The 26320-nt window shown below is 67.4% G+C and carries 24 protein-coding genes; 7 read left to right on the forward strand and 17 right to left on the reverse strand.

The annotated features are described in order from the left end of the window. Positions 1-190 precede the first annotated feature (190 nt). The gene (locus CLU95_RS07540) at positions 191-1225 is read left to right on the forward strand and encodes a DUF2806 domain-containing protein (protein WP_099791875.1); all 1035 of its coding nucleotides are present in this window, start codon (positions 191-193) and stop codon (positions 1223-1225) included. Between the two features lie 261 nt (positions 1226-1486). Here CLU95_RS07540 and CLU95_RS07545 read toward each other — a convergent pair whose 3' ends face one another. From CLU95_RS07545 to CLU95_RS07555, 3 genes are all read right to left on the reverse strand, one after another. After that, on the reverse strand, positions 1487-1729 hold the full coding sequence (locus CLU95_RS07545; protein WP_257214555.1) for a hypothetical protein: 243 nt from the start codon (positions 1727-1729) through the stop codon (positions 1487-1489). Positions 1730-2090: 361 nt separating this feature from the next. Next, on the reverse strand, positions 2091-2768 hold the full coding sequence (locus CLU95_RS07550) for a response regulator transcription factor (RefSeq protein WP_099791879.1): 678 nt from the start codon (positions 2766-2768) through the stop codon (positions 2091-2093). 5 nt (positions 2769-2773) lie between these two features. Then, positions 2774-4138, reverse strand: a complete 1365-nt coding sequence (locus tag CLU95_RS07555) for a cache domain-containing protein (RefSeq protein ID WP_099791881.1) — start codon at positions 4136-4138, stop codon at positions 2774-2776. 147 nt (positions 4139-4285) lie between these two features. Between CLU95_RS07555 and CLU95_RS07560 the strand changes: the two genes are divergently transcribed. Together CLU95_RS07560 and CLU95_RS07565 are read left to right on the forward strand one after the other, a co-directional pair. After that, entirely contained in the window at positions 4286-5059 is a 774-nt protein-coding gene (locus tag CLU95_RS07560) for a LysM peptidoglycan-binding domain-containing protein (RefSeq protein WP_099797158.1), read from the forward strand. Then, a complete protein-coding gene (locus tag CLU95_RS07565) occupies positions 5056-5475 on the forward strand; it encodes a hypothetical protein (protein WP_099797159.1) in 420 nt (139 codons plus the stop codon). The genes CLU95_RS07560 and CLU95_RS07565 overlap by 4 nt, the downstream gene beginning before the upstream one ends. Positions 5476-5485: 10 nt before the next feature. On the opposite strand, the gene CLU95_RS07570 is transcribed toward CLU95_RS07565, so the two are convergent. The 4 genes from CLU95_RS07570 to CLU95_RS07585 all read right to left on the reverse strand — a co-directional run bounded on the left by CLU95_RS07570 (position 5486) and on the right by CLU95_RS07585 (position 10575). Continuing rightward, positions 5486-6424: a VTT domain-containing protein gene (locus tag CLU95_RS07570; RefSeq protein ID WP_099791883.1), complete on the reverse strand. Its 939-nt coding sequence runs from the start codon at positions 6422-6424 to the stop codon at positions 5486-5488. A gap of 151 nt (positions 6425-6575) precedes the next feature. Beyond that, on the reverse strand, positions 6576-7586 hold the full coding sequence (locus CLU95_RS07575; protein ID WP_099791885.1) for an aldo/keto reductase: 1011 nt from the start codon (positions 7584-7586) through the stop codon (positions 6576-6578). Between the two features lie 91 nt (positions 7587-7677). Then, a complete protein-coding gene (locus CLU95_RS07580) occupies positions 7678-9216 on the reverse strand; it encodes an alkaline phosphatase D family protein (protein ID WP_099791887.1) in 1539 nt (512 codons plus the stop codon). Between the two features lie 114 nt (positions 9217-9330). Continuing rightward, positions 9331-10575: a YVTN family beta-propeller repeat protein gene (locus CLU95_RS07585; RefSeq protein WP_099791889.1), complete on the reverse strand. Its 1245-nt coding sequence runs from the start codon at positions 10573-10575 to the stop codon at positions 9331-9333. Between the two features lie 154 nt (positions 10576-10729). Between CLU95_RS07585 and CLU95_RS07590 the strand changes: the two genes are divergently transcribed. Together CLU95_RS07590 and CLU95_RS07595 are read left to right on the forward strand one after the other, a co-directional pair. Then, positions 10730-11308, forward strand: coding sequence for a sigma-70 family RNA polymerase sigma factor (locus CLU95_RS07590; RefSeq protein ID WP_099791891.1), 579 nt, complete (start codon positions 10730-10732; stop codon positions 11306-11308). Further along, complete coding sequence (locus CLU95_RS07595; protein ID WP_099791893.1) at positions 11295-11972, forward strand: anti-sigma factor family protein; 678 nt, start codon at positions 11295-11297, stop codon at positions 11970-11972. The genes CLU95_RS07590 and CLU95_RS07595 overlap by 14 nt, the downstream gene beginning before the upstream one ends. Positions 11973-11982: 10 nt before the next feature. Here the strand turns inward: CLU95_RS07595 and CLU95_RS07600 are convergent, their stop codons facing one another. The 10 genes from CLU95_RS07600 to ppk2 all read right to left on the reverse strand — a co-directional run bounded on the left by CLU95_RS07600 (position 11983) and on the right by ppk2 (position 23460). After that, the gene (locus CLU95_RS07600; protein ID WP_099791895.1) at positions 11983-13224 is read right to left on the reverse strand and encodes an MFS transporter; all 1242 of its coding nucleotides are present in this window, start codon (positions 13222-13224) and stop codon (positions 11983-11985) included. 109 nt (positions 13225-13333) lie between these two features. After that, on the reverse strand, positions 13334-14026 hold the full coding sequence (gene urtE / locus CLU95_RS07605) for an urea ABC transporter ATP-binding subunit UrtE (RefSeq protein ID WP_099791897.1): 693 nt from the start codon (positions 14024-14026) through the stop codon (positions 13334-13336). 261 nt (positions 14027-14287) lie between these two features. Further along, positions 14288-15166 carry an urea ABC transporter ATP-binding protein UrtD gene (gene urtD / locus CLU95_RS07615; RefSeq protein ID WP_099791901.1) on the reverse strand — a complete coding sequence of 293 codons (879 nt, stop codon included), beginning with the start codon at positions 15164-15166 and terminating at the stop codon, positions 14288-14290. Beyond that, positions 15163-16380, reverse strand: a complete 1218-nt coding sequence (gene urtC / locus CLU95_RS07620) for an urea ABC transporter permease subunit UrtC (protein ID WP_099791903.1) — start codon at positions 16378-16380, stop codon at positions 15163-15165. Before urtC ends, urtD begins: the two co-directional genes overlap by 4 nt. After that, positions 16377-17924 carry an urea ABC transporter permease subunit UrtB gene (gene urtB / locus CLU95_RS07625; RefSeq protein ID WP_099791905.1) on the reverse strand — a complete coding sequence of 516 codons (1548 nt, stop codon included), beginning with the start codon at positions 17922-17924 and terminating at the stop codon, positions 16377-16379. Before urtB ends, urtC begins: the two co-directional genes overlap by 4 nt. A gap of 193 nt (positions 17925-18117) precedes the next feature. Continuing rightward, on the reverse strand, positions 18118-19386 hold the full coding sequence (gene urtA, locus CLU95_RS07630) for an urea ABC transporter substrate-binding protein (protein ID WP_099791907.1): 1269 nt from the start codon (positions 19384-19386) through the stop codon (positions 18118-18120). Positions 19387-19502: 116 nt separating this feature from the next. Continuing rightward, a complete protein-coding gene (locus CLU95_RS07635; RefSeq protein ID WP_099791909.1) occupies positions 19503-19826 on the reverse strand; it encodes a nucleotide pyrophosphohydrolase in 324 nt (107 codons plus the stop codon). Between the two features lie 97 nt (positions 19827-19923). Then, positions 19924-21378: an MFS transporter gene (locus CLU95_RS07640; protein WP_099791911.1), complete on the reverse strand. Its 1455-nt coding sequence runs from the start codon at positions 21376-21378 to the stop codon at positions 19924-19926. Between the two features lie 71 nt (positions 21379-21449). Further along, positions 21450-22484: an extracellular catalytic domain type 1 short-chain-length polyhydroxyalkanoate depolymerase gene (locus tag CLU95_RS07645; RefSeq protein ID WP_099797160.1), complete on the reverse strand. Its 1035-nt coding sequence runs from the start codon at positions 22482-22484 to the stop codon at positions 21450-21452. A gap of 52 nt (positions 22485-22536) precedes the next feature. Further along, positions 22537-23460 carry a polyphosphate kinase 2 gene (ppk2, locus tag CLU95_RS07650; protein WP_180288564.1) on the reverse strand — a complete coding sequence of 308 codons (924 nt, stop codon included), beginning with the start codon at positions 23458-23460 and terminating at the stop codon, positions 22537-22539. 159 nt (positions 23461-23619) lie between these two features. On the opposite strand from ppk2, the gene CLU95_RS07655 reads away from it, so the two are divergent. Next, positions 23620-25263 carry an inorganic phosphate transporter gene (locus tag CLU95_RS07655; protein ID WP_099791913.1) on the forward strand — a complete coding sequence of 548 codons (1644 nt, stop codon included), beginning with the start codon at positions 23620-23622 and terminating at the stop codon, positions 25261-25263. A gap of 12 nt (positions 25264-25275) precedes the next feature. Next, positions 25276-26316: a transporter gene (locus CLU95_RS07660; RefSeq protein WP_099791915.1), complete on the forward strand. Its 1041-nt coding sequence runs from the start codon at positions 25276-25278 to the stop codon at positions 26314-26316. Positions 26317-26320: the final 4 nt, after the last annotated feature.

Genomic DNA, 26320 nt, shown 5'->3' on the forward strand with positions numbered 1-26320 from the left:
CGCCGAGCATTGAGTCCGCGTTCTCGACCGCTTGAGGGTCATCCCAAAGTCATAGAAGTTCTACTTCGGCGACTGGCTTAGTAGCATTGCGGCCGAATAGCCCGCCGTCAGCAGCGATGCGTTGATCGCACCAATTGGTCGGCAGCAGCAGCGACAATCGAAGGGTTTCAAGAACGTAGGAGAAAGTGGCATGAGCGAACAGGAACCAAACAAGATCGTTTCTACTGAACCAGATGAAGAGAGCAGCACACTCAGCGTCATAGTTGGTGCGATCGGCGACTACCTAGGCGATATCCCTGCAGTCATCAAGAAGAACATTGGAAAGGCATTCGGGCAGTTGATGAAGATCCCAGGAGCATGGATCGATGGCACCGCCGCTGAAATCAAAGCTCACTCCGAAGCGCGCGTCGCATTGACCAAGGCGACAGCCAAGTCCATCGCAAAGAAGATCGATATTGATGATTCGATTGCCGTCATCGCAGCTGAGACACATGCATCCAAGATATTGCGTCAAACTGTGAACACAGCGAAGGTATTGCAGCACGCTGCCTCAGACATCAAACGAGATCCGCCCCCTGCTGATCAAGCGATATCCGACATAACCGACGACTGGCTGAATGCGTTCGAGCAAGAAGCCGTGAACATGAGCAGCGAGCAAATGCAGAAGCTGTTTGGAAAGATCTTGGCAGGTGAGATTCGCCGTCCTACGACCTACTCTATCCGCACAGTCAAGCTGATGGCTCAGCTCGATAACAGAGCTGCCGAACTTTTCCGCAACCTATGTTCCTCGGCGTTGACATTGCAGCTGGGTCCCGATGTACAAGACTCCCGGGTTGTTGCCGTAGCAGGTAGTGCAGCATCGAACGGATTGCAGAAGTACGGTCTAAGCTTTTCCGACTTAAACATCCTTTTCGAGTACGGTCTGATCATCAACGACTACAACTCGTACATGCCTTACCAATTCGCGATCGTTGAAGAGAACAAAATCAGGCTCCCCTTCCGATACATGAACAGTCACTTTGGCCTAAAGCCAATGAAGGAGATGTCGCAAGAGCAAAAACAAGCTTTCAGGCTGAATGGCGTAGCATTGAGTCGCGCCGGCATGGAACTCATCAACATCGTTGATATTGAAGAAAATCTGAATTACACCGCGGCATTGAGAGAACATATGACCGCCCAGGGCTTTGAAATTGTTCCGGTGATGATGCCGAACAAAACTCGGTAAGTCGAGAATAGAAGAAGGTCAACTGTACGGCGATATCCGTCTCGGCCTCGCTCTAGCTCTCCAAATCATCTACGCAGTGCTCTCGCACGCCATCGCTCGGGCCCCAACTGCAAACGCGAGGTCTTGGAGATGCAACAAAAGATGGTGGAGAGACGCCATTGAAAAACTTCGCCAGCAGCAGACGTTCGACTCTCAACGTCGTGCTGCTGCAATCAATCTAAAGCTACCGCCCCGACATCCAATATGTCGGGGCCAGCCTCCTCACCCTCCCCCGCTCTCCTGAAACAACGCCGCCGCATCCCGCGCCAAATCCGAAGCGATCCACAGCAGGTTATCCCGATGCCCTGCTCCCGCATCTTCGAACCATCCATCGCCGGCGCCGTAGCAGCACCACAGCAGTGAGTTCAGTTGTTCCAGCTTGCATTCCAGCAGGTCAGCTGCGCTGGGGGTGGTTGCGTGGAGAGAGGCCGGCGCGGTAGCGCGGGCCATAATTCGTTTAGCCATTTGTTGTGCTCCTTGTAGAAGATTTGCACGTCACTTGGTTAGACGGTCATGGTGTTCGCGCACCGTGGCCGTCGCCTTTTGTGCCTCACGTTCGCATCGATCGATCTGCATCGATGGCCCGCCGTGAGGCGAAGCGGTTCATTCACTCAATCAGTCGGTAGTTCGTGGTGCGCGCCCACATAGCGGGTCGTTTCATCACAGGGGCATTCACTGTAGAGAAGTCCTGCCCGGCGCACAGAGATATTTCGCCGAGGAATGCGCGGTTCGCGCAAGTAATCGCGCTGCGGCAGCGGCGATTCACAAAGCCCTGACAGTCAGGCCCTGAAAGCAGGGCGCGAGCCCCGCATCAGCCCACAGCGCCTCAGCCCTGCCCGCCGAACTCCCGCGCGTGCTCCACCGCGTACTTGATGAGCTCCGCCTGCCCTTCGATGCCCAGGCGCCGCTTGATGCTCTGGCGGTGCGCCTCCACGGTGCGCACGCTCAGGCCGAGGTCGCGCGCGATCTGCTTGCTCGATTCGCCGCGGCCGAGCGCGCTCAAGATCTCGCCCTCGCGCGGCGTGAGCAGCGGGCGCGGCGTCTGGTTGCGAAAGAGTTTCTTCGACACGGCCGGGCTCAGGAAGGTGCCGCCCGCCGACACGGCCTCGATGGCGGCCACGATCTCTGCGGCCGGCGCGTCTTTCAGCACGTAGCCGCGCGCGCCGACCTGCAGGGCCTTCTGCACGTACTCGGGGTTGTCGTACATGCTGAGCATGACGATGTGTGGTGCGGGCTGGTGCTGTGGTTGTTGCAGCAGCAGCGCCGCCAGCTCGATGCCGTTCATGTCCTTCATGCCCACATCCATCAGCACGAGGTGCGGCTGCGCGGGGCCGATGAGCGCCAGCGCCTCGGCTGCGCTGCCGGCCTCGCCCACGATCTCCAGGCCGGGCATGGAGCCCAGGCGCGCGCGCAGGCCGTCGCGCACCAGCGGGTGGTCGTCGACCAGGAACAGGCGCACGACCACAGGGGCAGCAGCAGCAACAGTGGCGGGGACTTCATTCATGGCCGCTATTCTGGCTTTGCGCGCCGCACGGGCACTTCGGCCACGATGGACGTGTGGCCGCGGCCCGAGCGCATGCGCAGTTGGCCTTCAATCGATTCCATGCGCTCGCGCATGTTGCGCAGGCCGATGCCGCGCTTCGGGTCGAGCTGCATGGCCTCGACGTTGAAGCCGACGCCGTCGTCGCTGATCTCCAGGCGCACGGCCTCTTCGTCGAAGCCCAGTGCAATGTGCACCTGCTGCGCACGGGCGTGTTTGCGCACATTGGTCAACGCTTCTTGCGTGACGCGAAAGAGCGCGGTCTTGGCTTCTTGCGACAGCTCGAAGGGTTCGCCCTCGACCATGATCGATGCGTCGACGCCCCCTTCTTCGCCGAACTCGGCGCCCAGGCGCTCCAGCGCGGCGGGCAGGCCCAGCGTGTCGAGCAGCGCGGGACGCAACCGGTGCGAGATGCGGCGCACCTCGATGAGCGAATCGTTGAGCCGCTGCAGCGCCTTGCCGAGCGCGGGCGGCGGCGACTGGTGCGCGCGGTCGAGCGACTCGACGGCCGATTCAATCAGCAGCTTGGCCGACACCAACGTCTGGCTGGTGCCGTCGTGCAGCTCGCGCGCGAGGTGGCCGCGCTCTTCTTCCTGCGACTGCACCACGCGGCGCGCGAGCAGGCGCAGCTTGGCTTCGGCCGTGCGGTGCTCGCTGAGGTTGAGCAGCAGCCCGGCCGCGCTGACGACGCCGAGGCACAGCGCGGCGATGCCGGCAATCCACAGCAGCGTGGCGGTGACGTTGGCGTTCATCTGGCGGTCGAGGGTGTCCATGGTCGACTGGATGTCGTCCAGGTACAGGCCGGTGCCGACCATCCAGTTCCATCGCGGCAGCGCGGTGACGTAGCCGAGCTTGGGCGCCATCTGCGCGCTCGAGGGCTTGCGCCATTCGTACTCGACGAAGGCGCCGCCCTTGTCGCGCGCGCCCTTGATCAGCTCCTGGATGGTGAAGCGGCCATGCGAATCGCGCAGGCCCCACAGGTTCTGGCCAACCAGCTCGGGCTGCCGCGAGTGCATGAGCGAGTTGCCGTCCATGTCGTAGACGAAGAAATAGCCGTCGTCACCGTAGTTGAGCGTGGCCAGGCGGCGCAGCGCTTCATTGCGCGTGGCCTCGTCGTCCAGGCCCGACTCGTACAGCGGCAGCAGGTTGCTCACGGCCAGGTCGACATAGCTGCGCAGCTCGCTGCGGCGCTGCGCCATGTAGCTGCGCTCGATGAGGGCACGCTCGCGCTGGGCGAGGTCGTGCTCCTGGTGGCGCACGGCCAGGGCCACCAGCACCAGCGCGATCAGCAAGGGCGCGACGGCCAGCGCGACGATCTTGGTGCGGAGGTTCATCGGGGAGGAAGACTACCACCGGGGCGGTGCAGGGCTTTCGCTCGCAGGAGCGTGGAGGAATCCCATTGGGGTAACGATCGATACGAATGTGTCTTGCCGGGGCGGCATACAACGCTGGACCTGCAATACATACAAAGGGAGGACTGCATGGGAAACACTGCACATCGCCTGGCTTCGGGGCCTGCGAACAAAAGGCACACGGCGCCTCGGCCGAGGACGGGCTTCGACGGCTGGGCCGAGGGCGTCGACAAGGCCGACGACCAATGGAACACCTATGACTGCGAGATCCGCTCGGCGGTCGACGAATACAACATGCACCTCTCGCGCACAACGGGCTATGTTCCGCTGGACTGGCGGGTGGTCAAAGCCATGCTGTGGGTGGAAACCGGCGCCAAATCGCTCGCCTGGAAGTCGAGGCCGATGCAGATCGGCCACATCGAGGACGCCGGATTGATGGCGCTGCTCGGAGACCGCGAGGGCGGTGACCTGGTCGTTCCGCCCTCTCTTCGAGTCAGCTTGTCGGCCAGCTCGGTCAGGGCGGAGCCAATCCCGAACATTCGCGCAGGCATCGGCTACCTCCTGATGCGCATGGCAACGTTCGCGTTCAAGAGCATCCCGAACGCGGACGACAAGGTCTACGAGGTCACGGTGAAGGACGGCGACAGTCTTGAAAGAATCGCCAGGGCGCAAGGGAGCACGCCAGAGGTCATGAAGAAGCTCAACCCGTCTGCGCACCTGCTCAAGGCGGGTCAGGTGCTGAAGTACCAGAAGGCGACGGTCAGGAAGGTCATCACGGGATGGATGCCCCTCACCTCATCGCGCATTGCCGCCCGCTACAACGTCGGCGATTCCGACTACGCCCGGAAGATGGACCATGCACTGCCTGCGGTGCGAAAGGCAAAGGAGGCGGTATGCAGATGAGCCGAGCGTTCGCGCTGATCGCGCTTGTCCTGGCGGGTCCAAGCATCGCCCTTGCAGACGCGCCGTTCACAGGGAAGTTCAGCGGAACGGGCCGCGCGTGTTCAGGCGGCCTGTATGTGCGCACCAAGACCATCGAATGGAACTCGAGCTTCAGCATCTGCAAGCCCGCGCGCTATGAGGTTCTTGACAACGAGTTGGACAAGGAAGAAGGCGAGCGGATCGCCTTTCGCCTCCGGTCTCCCAGCCGCCACTGCCTGTACAAGGTGGTCGAGGTGCAACGGCTGAGTACCTACTCCTGGGATGTGCGGGGCTATCAGTCGATGGAGTCGTACCGCAACCGCGCCCTGCCCGACTGGGCCAACTCGCCGCTTGAAGAGCGGCTGATCATGTCGTGTCCCATGACACGCCTGGATTGAGTGCCCGCCTTCAGTGCAGGCTCGTCGGCCGCCCCGCAGCCACCCACGCATCGAGCCCGCCCGTGAGCGGCAACGCCCGCCGAGCCCCGCGCGCCAGCAGCACACGCGCGGCCTGCGCGGCGGAAACTTCGTTCGGGCAGTTGCAGTACAGCACCACGTCGCGGTCGGGGTCGATCGTCAGGTCGAGGCTGCGCTGCTGCAGGGCCTTGAGGGTGTACGACAGCGCGCCCGGAATGCGGCGCGGGTCGACCTGCACGCCGGCTTCGCCGCGCACGTCGATCACCAGCGGCGGCACGTCGCCGCTCATCAGGTCGAACAGTTCGTCGACGCTGATGCGCGGCATGCCGGTGAGCCGTGCGAAAGCACGGCGGCGCCAGTAGCGCACTGCGAGCATCACGAGCAGCACCACGCCCAGCGCGGCGGTGGCGATGCCGCCGGCCTGCGCCAGCACGGCAAGCACCTGCTGGATCTGGTCGCGAAAGAGCCAGCCGAGGCCGAGGAACAGGCCCGTCCAGACCAGCGCGGCCAGGATGTCGAAGCCGACAAAGCGCCGCACCGACATGCCCAGCGCGCCGGCCATGGGCGGGGCCACCACGGAGACGCCCGGCACGAACTTGGCGGCCACGAGCGACATGCCGCCCCAGTCGGAAATGAGCGATTCGCCGCGGCGCACGCACGAGTCCTGCGACAGCGAGATGCGGCACAGCAGCCGCATGAAGCGGTAGCCGAAGCGGCGCCCGGCATAGAACCACGCGCCGTCGCCCAGCAGATTGGCGACCACGGCGGCCAGCACCACGCCGACCACCGACACATCGCCCGCCGCCAGCAGCGCACCGGTGACGACCAGCACGGCCGCAGCCGGCACGGGCAGGCCCAGGCGTGCGGCAAAGCTGGCGCCAAACACCACCAGGATCGCGTTCTGCACCAGCAGCGACATCAGCTGCGCCATGCGGGCCGCCGTTCGGTCGATGCCGGGTGCCGCAGGGCGGCGCGCCGGAGGGTGGTGTGGGAAGTCGTCATGCCGGCCGCGATTCTCCTGCATGGCCCAAGCACGTACTGCGCGCAGGCCATCCGGGGGGCGCCGGCACGCGCCCGTTCGCTCAGCGAGGCGCGTCGCCCTTGCGGTACTCCGCCGTGAGCGCGTCGAGCTTCTGCTTGAGCGCGGGGTCGAGCACGTAGCTGGCGGCGGCGACGGTGGCGTCGAGCTGTTCGGGGCGGCTGGCGCCCAGCAGCGGCGCGGTGATCAGCGGATTGGCCATGACCCACGCCACGGCCAGCGTGGCCAGCGGCACGCCGGCTTCGTCGGCCAGCGCGTGCAGCTGAGTGACGGTGTCGAAGCTGCGATCGTTCCAGTAGCGGTCCTGGTACATGTTGCCGGCGGTGCCGAGGGTGAAGCGGGTGTTTTCCTCGGGCTTGGCGCCGGGCTTGTACTTGCCGGTGAGCAGGCCGCCGGCCAGCGGGTTGTAGGGAATCACGCCCAGGCCCTCTTCGCTCGCCAGCGGCAGCAGCTCGCGCTCGATCTCGCGGAACAGCAGGCTGTAGCGCGGCTGCACCGACACGAAGCGCGTGAACCGGTGCAGCTCGGACTTGCCGAGCGCGCGGGCCAGGCGGTAGGCCAGGAAGTTCGACACGCCGATGTAGCGCGCGCGGCCCGACTTGACGATGACGTCGAGCGCTTCGAGGCTCTCTTCGAGCGGCGTCTCGCGGTCGTCCATGTGCAGCTGGTACAGGTCGACGTGGTCGGTCTTCAGCCGCTTGAGCGAGAGGTCGATGGCGTCGAGCAGATGCTTGCGCGAGGCGCCCTGGTCCCAGGGGTTGGGGCCGACCTTGTTGACGGCTTTGGTGGCGACCACGAAGCGGCGGCGGCCGGCGGTGCCCTGCTTTTCGAGCCAGTTGCCGATGATCTCTTCGGTGCGGCCGGTGGTCTCGACGGTGCCGCCCAGCGGGTACACGTCGGCGGTGTCGAGAAAATTGATGCCGGCGTCGGCGGCCTTGTCGAGGATCTGGTGCGACACGGCCTCGTCGGTCTGCAGGCCGAAGGTCATGGTGCCCAGGGCCAGGCGGGAGACGGTGAGGCCGGTGCGGCCCAGGCGGGTGGTGGGGATGCTCATGCGCGCGCGCTCCAAGGGTAGGAGAAGAGGTAGGAGGAAGGGGCGGCGGCCATCATAGGCACGGCCGCGCATTCCTGCAGGCGCTGGAGATTCAGGTGGATTCGAGGCGCACGCCGGGCGCGCCGCGTTCGACGGAGAAGCGGGCCATGGCCGCCACGGCAGAGTCGGCGTTCTTCTCGTCGTCCACAGCGCGGAACTCGACGGCGCAGCCGCGCGCGTCGAGCGTCATGAGGCCATAGCCACGCTTGTCGGCGCGGCCGTAGCGCAGGTGCTCGTTCTTCGCCCGCATGTGGGCCACGCTGGCGGCGCTGGGCCCTTCGGAGGTGATGGCGCCGCCGACGAACTCGGTCGCGACGATGGGGCCCTGCGGCTCGCGGCGCAGGTCGGCGGCCCAGAAGGCGTGCACGTCGCCACCGAGCACCAGCGCATCGCCGCCGCGCGACTGGTTGGCGGCCAGTGCGTCGAGCAGTCGCGTGCGCGAGGCGGCATAGCCGTCCCAGCCGTCCATCCAGTAGCCGTGCCCGGGGCCGTGCTGGCGATCGGCTTCGGCGAGCAGCGTGGGTTGGGCGATGACGGTCCAGCGCGCCGGCGGCGCCGCAAGCTCGTTCGCGAGCCAGGCCTCCTGCTGCATGCCGAGCAGGCTGCGCTCGGGTGCCAGGCGGTCGGCGCAGTCGGCCAGCGGCTTGGTGCTGCGGCCCGTGAGGCAGGCATGGTGCGAGCGGTACTGGCGGCCGTCGAGCAGCATCACGTCGAGCATGCGGCCGAAGCGATGGCGGCCGTAGATGGTGGCGCCGGCGCCGCGCGGACGCATGCGGGCGGGCACGGGCATGTGCTCGTACCAGGCCTGGTAGGCGGCGGCGCGGATGGCGAGGAACTGCGCCGGGTCGGGCGTGCGCGGCGAAACGTCGTCGGTGTAGTCGTTGGCGACCTCGTGGTCGTCCCAGGTCACGAGCCACGGAAAGGCGGCATGCGCGGCCTGCAGGTGCGGGTCGGTCTTGTAGAGCGCGTAGCGGTTGCGAAAGCCGGCCAGGTCGGTGGGAATGCCGGCCTCGTGGCGGCGCACGTTGTGCGAGCCGCGCGTGCTTTCGTAGATGTAGTCGCCCAGGTGCACGACGAAGTCGAGTGGCTGCGCGGCCATGTCGCGGTAGGCGGCGTAGTAGCCCTCCTCGTACTGCTGGCACGAGGCGAAGGCGAAACGCAGCGGCTGCACGGCGGCGTCATCGTCGGCCGGCGCGGTGCGCGTGCGGCCGACGGGGCTGCGCGTGCCGGCGGCGGTGAAGCGGTACCAATAGGGGCGGCCCGGGCGCAGGCCCCGCACCTCGACATGCACCGAGTGCGCAAGGTCGGCCGTGGCGTGGGCCGTGCCCTTCGCCGCCACGCGCCTGAAGCCTTCGTCGTCGGCGACTTCCCAGCGCACCTCGACCGGCGCATCGCCCATGCCGTCGCCCTGCAGCGGCTCGGGCGCCAGCCGCGTCCAGAGCACGACGCCGTCGGCACTCGGCGTGCCCGAGGCCACGCCCAGCGTGAACAGCGCCCGGGACGCGGGCTGCGCATTCAGCCTCAGGAAGGGATGGCCCAGCGACGCGGCCGCCAGACCGCCAAGCAGCAGGCGCCGGCGGGGGAGTTTCATTGCCGCGTTCTTCATTCGCACGCGGTGGGGTTCACATCGACATCGGTCATCCCGGCAATGTCGTCGGGTTCGCGCTCCCCTGTCAATCGGCCCGGCTGCGACCGGCACTCGGCACTACCGCGCCGCCACCGTGACCCGGGCCGTCATGTACGGATGCACGGAGCAGACGTAGTCGTACACGCCCGGCTTGTCGAAGGCGCGGGAGAAATTCTTGCCGGGCAGCAGCAGGTCGACGCCCGCCGAACCGTCCTTGAAGACCAGGCCGTGCGGCGCGCCGTCGTCGTTCTGCCATGTCACGCGCTCGCCGGCCTTGACCGTGATCTGGGCCGGCTCGAAGGCGAAGTTGCGGATGGCCACGTGCGTCGAGGCCCCCGCGTGTGCGCCTTCCGAAGCGGCCACGTGCTGCACGGCGATCTTGCGCGGCGCATTGCCGACCACCACGGTGTGCATGGCCCCGCCGCCCAGGTCGACCACGCTCACGTCGTTGGAGCCCTCGTTGCTGACCCACAGCTTCTTGCCGTCGGCCGACAGGTCGAGCCAATGCGGCTGCTTGCCCACGCCGATGCTGCGCACCGCCGCGCGCGTGGCCGGGTCGAACAGCAAGACCTCGCCCGGGCCCTGCACCACGACCGCGCCGTTCGCCATGCCCGCGAAGTGCTGCGCGATGTGCGGCGACACGCCCGTGGGAATCGGTGCGCCCCACTGGTTCGTGGCCGCGTCGAGCACCTGCACCGCGGGCACGCCGGCCAGCGTGAGGTACAGCGCCTTGCCGTCGTGGCCGAACTCCAGGTCGCGCGGCGGCTTGTCGAGCGGGATCTGCGTGACCACGGCGCGCGTCGCCATGTCGATGACCACCAGGGCGAAGTGCCCCGGCTCCTGCGAGGCGACGTACGCCTGCCGGCCATCGGGCCGGATGGCGATGGTGTGCGGCTTGGGCACCGGCACGGTGGCGCTCACGCCATGCGCCGAGGTGTCGACGAAGGCCACGCGGTCGTCGCCGTTGACGGCCACCAGCAGCCACTTTCCGTCGGCGGTCATGGCCAGGCCCTGCGGGCCCTTGCCGACGTCGATGGCGCGCGTCACGCGGTCGCTCGCAGCGTCGATCTCGCTCACGGCCGCGGCGCCGGAGCCGCTCACGAACACGGTGCGGCCGTTCGGTGTGACGACGATGCCGTCGGGCCCCGCCGCCACCGGCAACGTGGCCACGACGCGCTCGGACGCCGTGTCGATCACGCTGACCGTGCTGTCCTTGAAATTGCCGACATAGGCCTTGGGGCCCGCGGCGAGTGCGGGACCGGCCGAGGCCGCCAGGGCCGAAAGAACGACGAGGATGCGTGCGAAGCCGGGTATGGCGATCATGGTGAAAACCTCCTGCGGAAGAAGCGAAACAAGCAGAATCCCTGAAGGGCATGACGCATGGCATGCCCTGCTTATTCCAGCGGGGCGGCAAGAAAAGCTGCAAAGCGCTGGAATAAAGCGTCGGGCTGCCACGTCATGCAGGAAGAAGGAGCCCTTGAGCCTGTCGACCGACCGCACACGCCAGTTCGAAGCCGCCGCGTTGCCGCATCTGGATGCGGCATGGAACCTGGCGCGCTGGCTCTTGCGCGACGACCAGCTGGCCGACGACGCGGTGCAGGAGGCGTACCTGCGCGCGTTCCGCTTCTTCGACGGGCTGCGCGGCGAGAGCGCGCGGCCGTGGCTGCTGGGCATCGTGCGCAACGCCTGCTACGACTGGATGCGGCAGAACCGGCAGCTGGCCGACCAGGTGGAATTCGACGAACTGCGCGACAGCGAGGCCGCCGCGGCGCCCTCTTCTTCGCCCGACGCGGGCGATCCGGCGCGGCAATGGGAACAGCGCGTGCAGGGCGAGCGCATCAACGCCGCCATCGACGCGCTGCCGCCGGTGTACCGCGAGGTGATCGTGCTGCGCGAGCTGGAGGAAATGCGCTACGAGGACATCGCGCGCATCGCGGGCGTGCCGCTGGGCACCGTCATGTCGCGGCTGTCGCGCGCGCGGGCGATGCTGCGCGAGAGCCTGCGCGACGAACGTCCCGGCGACGCAGGAGGAAGGACACACCATGTCAATGTCTGACGAGGAACTGGGAACGCTGATCCAGCGCCATGCCACGCGGCACTTGCCGCCCGAGGGGCTGGCCGGTCGCATCGCGCGCGCTGTGCGTGCCGAAGCGGTCGTTGCGCCGGCACCGCCCCCGGTACGGCGGCGCCGCGGCATGTGGCAGGGATTGGCAGGGTTCGCCACCGGCGCGGCCACGGCCTGGGGCCTGGCGCTGGTGCTGCTCGCCACGCCGGTGCCGCCTGCGGATGCGCTCGCCGAAGGTGTCACCGCGAACCACGTGCGCTCGCTGATGGCCTCGCATCTGGCCGACGTGGCCTCGTCCGACCAGCACGCGGTGAAGCCGTGGTTCGCCGGCAAGCTCGACTTCTCACCACCGGTGGTCGACCTGGCGGCGGAGGGTTTTCCGCTGACGGGCGGGCGGCTCGACTACCTCGACCGCCGCACCGTGGCGGCGCTGGTCTACCGCTCGGGCCCGCACGTCATCAACCTGTTCGTGTGGCCGGCGCCGGATGCCCAGGCCCAGCCGACCGTGCGCTCCGCGCGCCAGGGCTACCAGCTGGTGCATTGGGCCCAGGGTGGCATGCAGGCCTGGGCGGTGTCGGACCTGAATGCGGCCGAGCTGCAGAACTTTGCGGCGCTGCTGCGCGAACGCACCGCGCCAGCGCCTTCACCGAAGTAGCGAGCTCAGTTCAGTACGCGACAGCCACCGGCCGCCGCGCATCCGCACGCGCGCTCGCCACCGCCCAGGCGAAGATGCCCACGCCCGCCAGTGCCAGCAGCGCGCCGACCCAGCCGGTCGACGTCCAGCCCAGGCCGGCCGCAATGGCGACGCCGCCGAGCCAGGCGCCGAGGGCGTTGGCCATGTTGAAGGCCGAGTGGTTGAGCGCGGCGGCGAGGGTTTGGGCGTCGCCGGCCACGTCCATCAGGCGGATCTGCAGGGCCGGGCCGATGGCAACAGTGGTGCCGATCAGGAACACGGTGAAGGCCGCCGTCACCACGTGGTGCGCCGCGAAGGTGAAGGTGGCGAGCACCAGCGCCGCGTAAACCAGCACGCCGCCGATGGTGCGCATGAGCGACTTGTCGGCCAGCCGCGAGCCCACGAGGTTGCCGGTGACCATGCCCAGGCCGAACAGCGCGAGCACGAAAGGCACGCCGCCCAGCGGCAGCCCAGCCACTTCGATCAACGTGGGCTTGATGTAGCTGAACACCGCGAACATGCCGCCGAAGCCGATGGCGCCGATGCCGAGCGTGAACCACACCTGCTTGCGCTTGAGCGCGCCGAGTTCGCGCCAGGGGCTGGCGCCGGCGGCGGGTGCGATGTCGGGCACGTCGCGGCGCAGCAGCACCACGGCGACCAGCGCGATGACGCCGACGAACACGAAGGCCGCGCGCCAGCCGAACAGCTGGCCCAGCCACGCCGCGATGGGCACGCCGACCAGCGTGGCACCGGTGAGCCCCAGCATCACGAGGCCCACGGCGCGCGCGCGGCGCCCCGGTGGCGCGAGCGTGGCGGCCACGAGCGCGGCCACGCCGAAGTAGGTGCCGTGCGGCAGGCCGGTGGCAAAGCGCAGCAGGTTGAGCGACAGGTAGCCAGGCGCCATCGCGCTGGCGAAGTTGCCGGCCGCGAACACGGCCATCAGCGCGATCAGCAGCGCGCGACGGCCCCAGCCGGCAGCCAGCACCGCGAGCACGGGCGCACCGATGACCACGCCCAGCGCGTAGGCGCTGATGACGTGGCCGGCCTGCGGGATGGTGACGGCGATGTCTTTCGCGACCTCGGGCAGCAGACCCATGATGACGAACTCGCCGGTGCCGATGGCAAAGCCCCCGACGCCGAGCGCAAGCACCGCGCGCAGGAACTGCTGGGACGAGACGGACGGCGAAATGGCGGTGGTTTCCGCGCCTTCGTGGGCGGACGGTGAGGCGTTCAAGGCCGGGCTCCTGGGGGGTGCCCGGCGGACGCGGGCGAGGCCCGATTCTAGGGTAAACCCCTAAATTGTGAAGATGCGCTCGTGCGGCGCGTCGGTACCGTCTTGCAATTCAGATCGCGACGAGCTGCCGCACGCCCTGCGCTTCCATGTCCTTGCCCAGGCCGCGCGCGATGACTTCGCCGCGCTCCATCACGAGGTAGTCGTCGGCCAACTCTTGCGCAAAGTCGTAGTACTGCTCGCACAGCACGATGGCCATGTCGCCGCGGTCGGCGAGCATGCGGATGACGCGGCCGATGTCCTTGATGATGCTCGGCTGGATGCCTTCGGTGGGCTCGTCGAGGATGAGCAGCTTGGGCTTGGGCGCCAGTGCGCGGGCAATCGCCAGTTGCTGCTGCTGCCCGCCCGACAGATCGCCGCCGCGCCGATGGATCATCTGCTTGAGCACCGGGAACAACTCGAACAGCTCCGCAGGAATCGGCGTGCCGCCGCTCTTGTAGGCCAGTCCCATGCGCAGGTTCTCCTCGACCGTGAGCCGCGCGAAGATCTCGCGGCCCTGCGGCACGAAGCCGATGCCGGCGCGGGCGCGCTCGTACGGCGTGGCCTTCTGGATCGGCTTGCCTTCGAGTTCGATGCTGCCGCTCTTGATGGGCACGAGGCCCATGAGCGACTTGAGCAGCGTGGTCTTGCCGACGCCGTTGCGGCCGAGCAGCACGGTGACCTTGCCCAGGTGCGCCTCGAAGCTGACGTCCCGCAGGATGTGGGACCCGCCGTAGTACTGATGGATGTTCTTGACTGTCAGCATTGGCTTGCGCCTTCCATGGCATTGGCAAGAGGTACCCGGCAGGCGGCACGGCGCGGTCGGCCCCACTGTGCCGGCCCTCCGGGCTGCCCTGCGGTGCTCGCGTTTCGCGGGGTCTCGCAGAACTCGCTTCGCTCAGACAGCTGCGAGCCCTGATCCGCGAAACGCTGTGCGCCTCGGCGGCACAGAGGGGCCGCCCACACCGCACCGTCTGCCGGGCACCTGTCGTGGGTTGGGCAGCGGCTGGCTCGGCGTCGATTGATCTCAGCGGCCAAGGTAGACCTCGATGACGCGCTCGTCGGCCTGCACCTCGTCGAGCGTGCCTTGGGCCAGCACCGAGCCGTCGCACAGCACGGTCACGATTTCGGAGATGGTGCGGATGAAGCTCATGTCGTGCTCCACCACCATCAGCGAATGCTTGCCCTTGAGCGTGAGGAACAGCTCGGCGGTGCGCGCGGTTTCCTCGTCGGTCATGCCGGCCACGGGCTCGTCGAGCAGCAGCAGCTTCGGGTCTTGCATGAGCAGCATGCCGATCTCGAGCCACTGCTTCTGGCCGTGGCTCAGGTTGCCGGCCAGGCGCGACACGCTGTCGGCGAGGTGGATGGTCTCCAGCACTTCGGCGAGGCGGTCGCTCTGCGCCGAGTCGAGCCTGAACAGCATGGACGCGCGCACGCCCTTGTCGGTCTTCAGCGCGAGCTCCAGGTTCTCGAACACGGTCAGGTGCTCGAACACGGTCGGCTTCTGGAACTTGCGGCCGATGCCCAGCTGCGCAATGTCGGCTTCGCGGTGACGCAGCAGGTCGATGGTGCTGCCGAAAAACACGGTGCCCGAGTCGGGCCGGGTCTTGCCGGTGATGATGTCCATCATCGTGGTCTTGCCCGCGCCGTTGGGGCCGATGATGCAGCGCAGCTCGCCCGGCGCAATGTCGAGCGAGAGCTTGTTGATGGCCTTGAAGCCGTCGAAGCTCACGCTCACGTCTTCGAGGTACAGGATGCGGCCGTGGGTGATGTCGACCTCGCCCGGCGTGGCGATGCGACCGAAGCCGGCCTCGCGGCCACCCGATTCGGTCTGGCCCGTGCCCGCATGCGGGTGGGCCGCGCGTGCGGCGCGCTCGGCGCCGGCTTCCATCAGGTCGGGCGTCATGCGCGGGCTCCCTTCGCGTCCACGGGCAGCGAGACCAGCGCCTCGGGCTCGACGCCCTTCTCCGCGGCGATGGCGCGGCTTGTGTGCGCCGCCGGCTCGGGTGGCGCCTGCGTCTTCTCCCTCGACATCCACTTGCGCACCAACCCCACGATGCCGTTCGGCAGGAACAGCGTGACAGCAATGAACAAGGCGCCCAGGAAGTACAGCCAGTACTCGGGGTAGGCCACGGTGAGCCAGCTCTTGGCCCCGTTGACGATGAAGGCACCGATAATCGGCCCGATCAGCGTGGCGCGTCCGCCCACCGCAGCCCACACCGCGATCTCGATGGAGTTGGCCGCGCTCATCTCGCCCGGGTTGATGATGCCCACCTGCGGCACGTACAGCGCGCCGGCCACGCCGCACATGATGGCGGAGATGACCCAGATCGTGAGCTTGTACGGCAGCGGGTTGTAGCCCGAGAACATCACGCGCGTTTCGGCGTCGCGAATGGCCTGCAGCACGCGGCCGAACTTGCTGCCGATGAGCCACTTGGCGAACAGGAAGAAGCCGAGCAGCGTGAGGCCGGTGAGCGCGAAGAGCGTCATGCGCATCTCTTGCGTGGCGATCGGGATGTTCAGGATGCGCTTGAAGTCGGTGAACCCGTTGTTGCCGCCGAAGCCCGTCTCGTTGCGGAAGAACAGCAGCATGGCCGCGAAGGTCATGGCCTGCGTGATGATCGAGAAGTACACGCCCTTGATGCGCGAGCGGAAGGCGAAGAAGCCGAACACGAAGGCGATGAGGCCGGGCACCGCGACGATGAGCAGCAGCGTCATGCCGAAGCTGCCGCTGAAGGTCCAGTGCCAGGGCAGTTCCTTCCAGTCGAGGAACACCATGAAGTCGGGCAGGTCGCTCTTGTAGTTGCCGTCGCGGCCGATCTGGCGCATGAGGTACATGCCCATCATGTAGCCGCCGAGCGCGAAGAACAGGCCATGGCCCAGCGAGAGGATGCCGGTGTAGCCCCAGATCAGGTCCATGGCCAGCGCGCAGATGGCGTAGCACATGATCTTGCCGACGAGCGCGACGGCGTAGTCGCTCATGTGCAGCGGGCTGTCGGCGGGCACCCAGATGTTGAGCACGGGCGCCACCGCGCACACCACGATGAGTGCGACGAAGAAGGCCGTCCAGCCCTTGCCACTCAGCAGCGGCCCCTTGGTTGGCAACGTGACCTTGCTCATGCCTCTGCGCTCCGACCCTTCATGGCGAAGATGCCCTGAGGTCTCTTTTGAATGAAGATGATGATGAAGACAAGCACCGCGATCTTCGCGAGCACCGCGCCCGCCCAGCCTTCGATGAACTTGTTGAGAATGCCCAGCCCCAGCGCCGCATACACGGTGCCCGCGAGCTGGCCGACGCCGCCCATCACGACCACCATGAAGCTGTCGACGATGTAGCTCTGACCCAGGTCGGGGCCGACGTTGCCGATCTGGCTCAGCGCGCAGCCCGCCAGGCCCGCAATGCCGGAGCCGAGCGCGAAGGCGTAGGTGTCGATGCGCGCGGTGTTCACGCCCATGCACGAGGCGATCGGGCGGTTTTGCGTCACGCCGCGCACAAACAAACCGAGGCGCGTCTTGCCGATGAGCCAGCCCATCGCAAGCAACACCAGTGCCGCGAAGACGATGATGCAGATGCGGTTCCACGGCAGCGTGACGTTGCTCAGCATGGTGAAGCCGCCGCTCATCCAGCCGGGGTTTTCGACGCCGACGTTCTGCGCGCCGAACAGCGTGCGCACGAGTTGCTGCAGCATCAGGCTGATGCCCCAGGTGGCGAGCAGCGTTTCGAGCGGCCGGCCGTACAGGAAGCGGATGACGCCACGTTCGAGCACCGCGCCCACCAGCGCCGATGCGAGGAACGACACAGGAATTGCGGCCACCAGGTACAGGCCGAACGCCGCCTCGGGCATGTACTTCTGGAAGATGCCTTGCATCACGTAGGTGGCGTAGGCGCCGATCATCATCAGCTCGCCGTGCGCCATGTTGATGACGCCCATCAGCCCGTAGGTGATGGCCAGGCCCAGCGCGGCCAGCAGCAGCACCGAGCCCAGGCTGATGCCACTGAACACGGCGTTGATGCGATCGCCCCAGACCAGCGAGCCGTCGATGTTGGCGATGGACGCGACGATGGCGGCCTTGACGTCGGCTTCGGTCTCGTCGGCCAGGCGCTGGTTGAGCAACAGCTTGGTGTCGGGGTTCTGGTTGTTGCCCAGCTCCTTGGCGGCGGCGAGGCGCTTGGCCTTGTCGGTGCTGGTGAGCATGCTCGCAGCGCGCACGAGTTCGAGCTGCGCCTTGATCTTCGGATTCTTTTCGGCGGCCAGCGCCTTCTCGACCATCGGCACGCGCGATTCGTCGGGCTCCTTGAAGAGCGCCTGCGCGGCTTCGGCGCGCACCGCGTCCTCGGTGCTCGTGAGCTTGAGCGCGGCCTGCGCGGCATCGAGCGCGCCGCGCATGAGGTTGTTGTTGACGACGTCTTCGGCGGTGTCGGGCACTTTCAATTCAGTGCCCGTCACAGGGTCGTAGCCTTTGTCGTCCTTCATCACGAAGACCTTGTCTTCGGTGTACTTCACAGCATCGTCGGCCATGGCCTGGATGAAGGCGGAGGTCTTGTCGTCGGCGGTGAGGACGGCCTTGTTGAGCGCGGCGATGCGGGCTTCGGACTCGCCGGAGGCGATGGCCCGGGCTTCGTCGGCGGTCAGCGCGTGGGCGGCCGACGCTGCGAGGAGCATGGCGGCGAAGGCGCAGTGAAGGGTTCGTCGAAGCATGTTGAGATTCGTGTTGCCCCCTCTCCCCTTGGGGAGAGGGTTGGGGTGAGGGCCAGCGGCCTTCCAACCAACACGGCGGCCAGATCGACCGCCGTTGCCCTCACCCCCGCCCTCTCCCCGAGGGGAGAGGGCGCAAGACAAGGGAGGGGTCGACGAGTTACATCGACTTGCCAGCCGGGTAATCCGGCTTCTTGTCGTTGCCTTCGATGTACGGGCTCCAAGGCTTGGCCTTCACCGGACCCGGCGTCTTCCACACCACGCCGAACTGGCCGTCGGCCTTGATCTCGCCGATGAACACGCTCTTGTGCAGGTGATGGTTCTTCTCGTCCATCTTCGACACGATGCCCGAGGGGGCAGTGAAGGTCTGGCCGGCCATGGCCGCGATCACCTTGTCGGTGTCGGTCGACTTGGCCTTCTCGACCGCCTGCTTCCACATGTGGATGCCGATCCAGGTGGCTTCCATCGGGTCATTCGTGAGCGGCTTGTCCTTGTGGCCGGCGATGTTCTTGGCCTTGGCGTAGTCACTCCACTGCTTGATGAACGCCGTGTTGGTCGGGTTCTTGATCGACATGAAGTAGTTCCATGCGGCCAGGTGGCCGACCAGCGGCTTGGTGTCCACGCCGCGCAGCTCTTCTTCGCCCACAGAGAAGGCGACGACCGGCACGTCCTTGGCCTTGAGGCCGGCGTTGCCGAGTTCCTTGTAGAAGGGCACGTTGGAGTCGCCGTTGATGGTCGAGACCACCGCCGTCTTGCCGCCGGCCGAGAACTTCTTGATGTCGGCAACGATGGTCTGGTAGTCGCTGTGACCGAAGGGCGTGTACTTCTCGTCGATGTCGGTGTCCTTAACGCCCTTGCTCTTCAGGTAGGCGCGCAGGATCTTGTTGGTCGTGCGGGGGTACACGTAGTCGGTGCCCAGCAGCACCCAGCGCTTGGCGCCGCCGCCTTCCTTGCTCATCAGGTAGTCGACGGCCGGAATGGCTTGCTGGTTGGGCGCGGCGCCCGTGTAGAACACGTTCTTCGAGAGCTCTTCACCCTCGTACTGCACGGGGTAGAACAGCAGGCCGTTCATTTCCTCGACCACCGGCAGCACCGACTTGCGCGACACCGAGGTCCAGCAGCCGAAGATCACCGAGACCTTGTCCTGGCCGAGCAGCTGCTTGGTTTTTTCGGCGAACAGCGGCCAGTTGGAGGCCGGGTCGACGATCACGGGCTCGAGCTGCTTGCCCAGCACGCCGCCCTTCTTGTTGATGTCGTCGATGGCCATCAGCACCGTGTCTTTCAACACGGTTTCCGAGATGGCCATCGTGCCCGACAGCGAGTGCAGCACGCCGACCTTGATGGTGTCGGCGGCAAATGCGGGCGCAGCACCAATGCTGGCCAGCGCGACGGCGGCGGTGAGCGCCTGGAGGGTGAAACGACGTTGCATGTGGACTCCTGCTCCGGGTTGATTGAACCGTTCGCCAACACAGGGCTGGCGATGGAGAGGAGTCTGCGGAACGCACCACGAAGGGGAAATACGCCGGGTGGCGTACACGGAGGTACTCAGGCGGGTGGCGGCACCGGGTACTTCACTGCGTTGGCGAGCATCTTGTGCTTCGCCGCCTCGACCGGGTCGATGCCGAGCTTGTCGGCCAACTGCAGCAGGTAGAGCAGGACGTCCGCGATCTCGGTGCCGATCTCGGCGCGCTTGTCTTCAGGCAGCGCCCGGCTCTGCGCTTCGGTGAGCCACTGGAAGTGCTCGAGCAGTTCGGCGGCTTCGACCGACAGCGCGGCGGCGAGGTTCTTGGGGGAGTGAAATTGCTCCCAGTCGCGAGCCTGCGCGAAGTCGCGCAAGTCTTGAGTCAGTCGCTGCAAATCGTTGGCCATGCGTGTCGTTCCTGTTGTGCAGAACGAGTGTGGCATGGGGCGAAAAGCCCATATTGGGCATGGCGCTACCCAATTTGGGCACGATGGCAGCGGCGGATCACGGAATCGCTTCTGCGCTCCGGCCTTGGCGGGTACCCCGCCCATGCAACGCCGCCACGAGCAGCGCCGACACCATCAGATAAACCAACGCCACGCCGAACGCCGCCGTGTAATCCGCCTCGCGCCCCAGCTGCCCATAAAACAAGATCCCGATCAACGCCACCCCCAGCGCATTGCTCGCCTGCTGCACCATCGACAGCACGCCCGACGCCACGCCCGCGTGCTGCGGCGGCAGGCCGGCCAGCACGGTGGACACCAGCGGCGCCATCACCATGCCGAGCCCCGCGCCCTGCACGAACAGCAGGGGCACCATCCACGCCACGATGTGCGCGTGGCCCGGCCAGCCGGCCACGTTGATGCATTGCAGCGCATGCCCCGCCGCGAGCACGAGGGCGCCGAGTGCGATCGGCGGCTTGCCGCCGAAGCGACGGGCGATGCGGGCACCGGCCATCGAGGTCGCGAAGAAGCCGACGGCCAGTGCTGTGAAGACGATGCCGGAGCTGAGCGGGCCCAGCGACAGTCCTTGCTGCAGGTAGAGCGCGAGCACGAAGTAGAACGAGGCGTTGCCCGCATAGAAAGCCAGCGTGGTGAGCAGCCCGGTCACGAAGCGGCGGTTCGCGAGCAGCACCGGCGCCACCAGCGGTGCACCGCCGCGTGCCGCGAGGCGGCGTTGCTGCCTGGCGAAGAAGCCCCACAGCGGCACCGCGGCGGCGAGGCACAGCCAGCTCCACAGCGGCCAGCCCTGCTGGCGGCCTTCGACCAAGGGCAGCACCACGGCCACCGAGCCGGCCGCGACCAGCGCCACGCCGGCCAGATCGAGCCGGCTGCTGCCACTCCCTTGGGCCAGCGCCGGCACCACGCGCGGCGCGAGCACCAGCGCCAGCAGGCCGACGGGCACGTTGATGAGAAAGCAGCTGCGCCAGCCGAGCCCCGCCAGGTCGGCATGGATCAGCACGCCGCCCACCAGTTGCCCCAGCGTGGCGCCCAGGCCCAGCGTGAGCCCGTAGGCCGCAAAGGCGCGCGCCCGGTCTTCACCCGTGTAGGCGAGGCCGATCATCGCGAGCACCTGCGGCTGCAGCAGCGCACCGGCCAGGCCCTGCAGCACGCGCGCGGCCACGAGCAGCTCGGCGTTCGGTGCCACGCCGCAAGCGGCCGAGGCGAGCGTGAACAGCAGCAGGCCGAGCATGAACATGCGGCGCCTGCCGAACAGGTCACCCAGGCGCCCGCCCGTGACCAGGCCCGCGGCGGTGGCCAGTCCGTAGCCCGCCACCACCAGCTGCAGCGTGCCCGCGCTGGCCTGCAGGTCGTGCTGCATGGACGGCAGCGCGACGTTGACGATGAAGAAATCGAGCACCACCAGGAAGGTGCCGCTGAGCATGACCCACAGGCCCAGCGGGCCGGGTGCGGCGGAGGTGATCGGTGCGACAGAAGCGGCAGGGTTCGACGAGGTCATGGCCCCCACTGTCGGCACCGGCGGGCATCGCGGCAATGACCTCCAAGGTCATGCGCGCAAGGCGCAGGCGCTCAGCGCTTGTCGAACTGCGCGGACGCAAACGCCCAGGTCATGCGCGTCGCATCGGGCCCGATCGGGTCGCTGAAAAGCTGCCCCCGCGCCCCGCCGCTCCACGAGTGGCCGAGCCCCGCGATCTCGCACAGCGTGACCAGCGTGACGCCCTTGCGCTTGAAGTCGGTCACGCGCATGGCGTGGCGCTTGCCGCGTTGCAGGTCGCGCGGCGTGCCGGGGCGCGCGCCCAGGGCGGTGGCCCAGACGGCCGCGCTGCTCACGGCGTTGCTCGGCGCGACCACGGCGTCCGCGTCGCCGTGCAGCACCAGCAGGGGCGGCAGCGTCGAGAAGACGGCCGCGGCGCCCATCGCCTTGCCGACCGCGGTGACGGGCATCGGCGGCACGTGCTGTCCACGCATGGCGCCGAGCGCGGTCGCCGATGACTTCGCGGCACCGGGTGCCACGCCCGAGTGCATGACCACGGCGCGAAAGCGGTTCGGGTAGCGCGTGGCCAGCAGCGCCGCCATGCTCGCGCCTGCCGACAGGCCGGCCACGGCCACGCGGTCGCGGTCCACGGGGTAGAGCACGCAGGCCTGGTCGACGGCGGCCATCAGCGTGGCGGCCTCGGCGTCGGCCTTGCCGGAGCGGCGCTCGTACCAGTTCCAGCAGCCCTGCGGATGGGCGATGCGGTCCTGCTCAGGGTAAAGCACGAGGAAACGCTGGCGCACTGCGAGCGCATTCATGCGCGTGCTGGCCGCGAAGTCGCGCCCGGTCTGGCCGCAGCCGTGCAACATGACCATGAGCGGCAGCTTCTCGCCGGGCTGCAGCGCCAGGTCGGCCGGACGGAACAGGTGATAACCGCGCGCCCCACCCGCGCCCATCGCCATGCCGCTGAGCCAGTCGCCCTTGCCGGGCGGCGGCTTGAGCCGCTTGGCAGTAGCGCGTTGCACCTGGCCCGCCACGCGCTTGCCGTTGCTCAGCGTGAGCTTGGTGAGCGCCTTCAGGTTGCGCTCATAAGCACGGGCGAAGAAGGAAGCGGTGGAGCGACGGGCCATGGCGCAGTGTGCAGGCAAAAGCGCCATGCGGCCAAGCAGCCGCTGCTGAACCTCAATAGATCTCCGGCACGACCATGTTGGCGGGCACGGGCTGACGCAGGTAGTCGTCATGCCGCTCGCGCGCAGGCAGCTCGACCGGCGCATGCGCCACTTCCTGGTAGGGCAGCTGGCCCAGCAGGTGGCTGATGCAGTTCAGGCGCGCCTTCTTCTTGTCGACGGCCTGCACCACCCACCACGGTGCCTCGGGGATGTGGGTGCGCTCCAGCATGATCTCTTTGGCCTTGGTGTATTCCTCCCAGCGGCGGCGGCTTTCGAGGTCCATCGGGCTGAGCTTCCACTGCTTGAGCGGGTCGTGGATGCGGCCCAGGAAGCGCATGTGCTGCTCGTCGTCGGTGATGGAGAACCAGTACTTGATGACCTTGATGCCCGAGCGCACGAGCATCTTCTCGAACTCGGGCACGGTGCGGAAGAACTCCTCGTACTCGTCGTCGCTGCAGAAGCCCATCACGCGCTCGACGCCGGCGCGGTTGTACCAACTGCGGTCGAACAGCACCATTTCGCCGGCCGCCGGCAGGTGCGCCACATAGCGCTGGAAGTACCACTGGGTGCGTTCGCGGTCGTTGGGCGCGGGCAGCGCGGCCACGCGGGCCACGCGCGGGTTCAGGCGCTGCGTGATGCGCTTGATGACACCGCCCTTGCCCGCTGCATCGCGGCCTTCGAAGAGGATGACGACCTTCTGCTTGCTGTGCTGCACCCAGTCCTGCAGCTTGACCAGCTCGCCCTGCAGGCGGAACAGCTCCTTGAAGTAGGCCTGGCGCGCCGCCTTGTCGGTCGGGGTGTTCGCGCTGGCGGGGTCGAGCCCGTCGAAGTTGCGGTCTTCGATCTCCAGCTCGAGTTCTTCGTCGTAGCTGTCGATCAGGTCGCGGGCGATGCGTTGCATCAGGTCTTCGTGGTCGGGAAGTGCGCTCGTCAGCATGATGAAAAGGGAAAGAGTGGCGGGGGTAGACAAAAAGCATGCTGCACCCGCTGCATGACGGCGGCGTGACGGTTTTGCGGCGGGTTCCTGTCAGCCGACACGCCGTTGTCACATGGCGCGAACACCATCCGGAGCACTACAACAGCCCAAAAACCGTCCATGAACACGCTCGCCGCCCCGCCTTCGCAAGCCCCGGAGATGCCGGCCGCGCCCAGCGCGGCGCACCGGCCCCAGCTCGACGCCAAGCCCGGCGCGATCACGCTGATCACCTTCGTGGGCCTGCTGGCCGCGGGCCTGTTGTTCACGGCCTGGAGCCTGGTGGGCGACGTCACGGCCTCGGGCGCGCCGGTGACGACCTGGGTGCCCTATATCTTGCTGGGCGTGGCGCTGCTGATTGCGCTGGGCTTCGAGTTCGTCAACGGCGTCCATGACACGGCCAACGCCGTGGCCACGGTGATCTACACGCACTCGCTGCCGCCCAACTTCGCAGTGGTGTGGTCGGGCTTCTTCAATTTCCTGGGCGTGCTGGTGTCCAGCGGCGCGGTGGCCTTCGGCATCATTGCGCTGCTGCCGGTCGAGCTGATCCTGCAAGTGGGTTCGGGCGCCGGCTTCGCGATGGTGTTCGCGCTCTTGATCGCCGCGATCATCTGGAACCTGGGCACCTGGTGGCTCGGGCTGCCGGCGTCGTCGTCGCACACGCTCATCGGCTCGATCATCGGCGTGGGCGTGGCCAATGCGCTGATGCACGGGCGCGACGGCACGAGCGGGGTCGACTGGGCGCAGGCCACCAAGGTCGGCTATTCGCTGCTGCTGTCGCCGATGGTGGGCTTCGGCTGCGCCGCCCTGCTGCTGCTGGTGCTGCGCGCCTTCGTGAAGAACCGCGCGCTGTATGAAGAGCCCAAGGGCAGCACACCGCCGCCGTGGTGGATTCGCGGCCTGCTCATCCTCACCTGCACCGGCGTGTCGTTTGCGCACGGCTCGAACGACGGCCAGAAGGGCATGGGCCTGATCATGCTGATCCTGGTGGGCACGGTGCCGATGGCCTACGCGCTGAACCGCGCGATGCCCGCGAACGAAACCGTGAAGTTCGTGGCGGTGGCCGAGATGGCGCAGAACGCACTGAACCGCAAGGCGCCCACCGCCCTGCCCGCGCTGGAACCCGCCGCCGCGCGCGACGCGCTCTCCACCTACGTGCGCACCCGCGAGTTCAACGACCGCGTGGTGCCGGCACTGGCCGTCACGGCCGGCAGCATCGGCCAGCAGGTGCGCCAGCACGGCTCGCTGGCCGCGGTGCCGGCCGAGGCGGTGGCCAACGTGCGCAACGACATGTACCTGGCGTCGGAAGCCATTCGCCACCTCGACAAAAGCGGCGCCGCGAAGTTCGACGACGAGACCAAGCTGCGCGTCAACACCTTCCGCCAGGAGCTGGACAGCGCCACGCGCTTCATTCCGCTGTGGGTCAAGATCGCGGTGGCCATCGCGCTGGGCCTGGGCACCATGATCGGCTGGAAGCGCATCGTGGTCACCGTGGGCGAGAAGATCGGCAAGACGCACCTGAGCTACGCGCAGGGCGCCTCGGCCGAGCTGGTGGCGATGTGCACCATCGGCGCGGCCGACATGTACGGCCTGCCGGTGTCGACCACGCACGTGCTGTCGTCGGGCGTGGCCGGCACCATGACGGCCAGCGGCTCGGGCCTGCAGATGTCCACGCTGCGCAACCTCGCGCTGGCCTGGGTGCTGACGCTGCCGGTGGCCATGGCGCTGTCGGGCTCGCTGTACTGGCTGTTCACCCGTCTTTTCTGATCACGCACCACCTTGTCGTCGGTATTCCATGACCTGTCCGCCCAAACCTACGGCGGCGACGAAGCCGGGCTGATCTGCGGCTACCTGTTCGATGCCGCGGCGCCGGAGCCGGCGCGGGCGATCGATTCGGCGCAGGCGGCCGCGTGGCTGGCTGCGCACAACGGTGCGGAGGACGACGGCGGCGCCTACGTGTGGCTGCACTTCAACCTGAGCCATGCGCATGCCGAGCGCTGGCTGACGCGGCACGCGGCGCTGTCCGACACCTTCTACGAGACGCTGCACGAAGGCCTGCCCTCCACGCGCATCGAGCGCGCGGACGACTCGCTGATCGCGGTCATCAACGACGTGCACTTCGAGTTCAGCTTCGAGCCCTCGGACATTTCCACGCTATGGATCAGCGTCGGCCCGCGCCTGGTGGTCACGGCGCGCACCAAGCCGCTGCGCTCGGTCGACGCGCTGCGCACGGCCGTGAAGGCGGGCGACGCGCCGCGCTCCAGCACCGAGCTGCTCGAACACCTGCTGCGCGCGCAGGCCGACGTGCTGGTGAAGGTTGTGCGCGGCGTCACCTCGCGCATCGACCGCATCGAGGACGAGCTGCTGGCCGGCCGCCTGGACCACAAGCGCGCGCGGCTGGGCGTGCTGCGCCGGCTGCTGGTGCGGCTGCAGCGGCTGCTGGCACCCGAGCCGGCTGCCCTGTTCCGCCTGCTGCAGGGCCCGCCGGCCTGGATGGCCGAGCCCGACGCACAGGCGCTGCGCGGCTCGACCGAAGAGTTCTCGGTGGTGCTGCGCGACATGCAGGCGCTGCAGGAGCGCATCAAGCTGCTGCAGGAAGAAATTGCGGCCAACGTGAACGAGGACAACAACCGCAGCCTGTTCGTGCTGACGGTGGTCACGGTGCTGGCGCTGCCGATCAACATCCTGGCCGGCCTGTTCGGCATGAACGTGGGCGGCATTCCGCTGGCGGAGCACAAGCACGGGTTCTGGATCGTCGTGGCAATCGTGCTGACCTTCACCGCGGTGGCCGCATGGGCGGCGTTCCGCAAGAAGCGCTGAGCCG

Source organism: Variovorax sp. 54, assembly GCF_002754375.1.
Lineage (GTDB): Bacteria > Pseudomonadota > Gammaproteobacteria > Burkholderiales > Burkholderiaceae_C > Variovorax.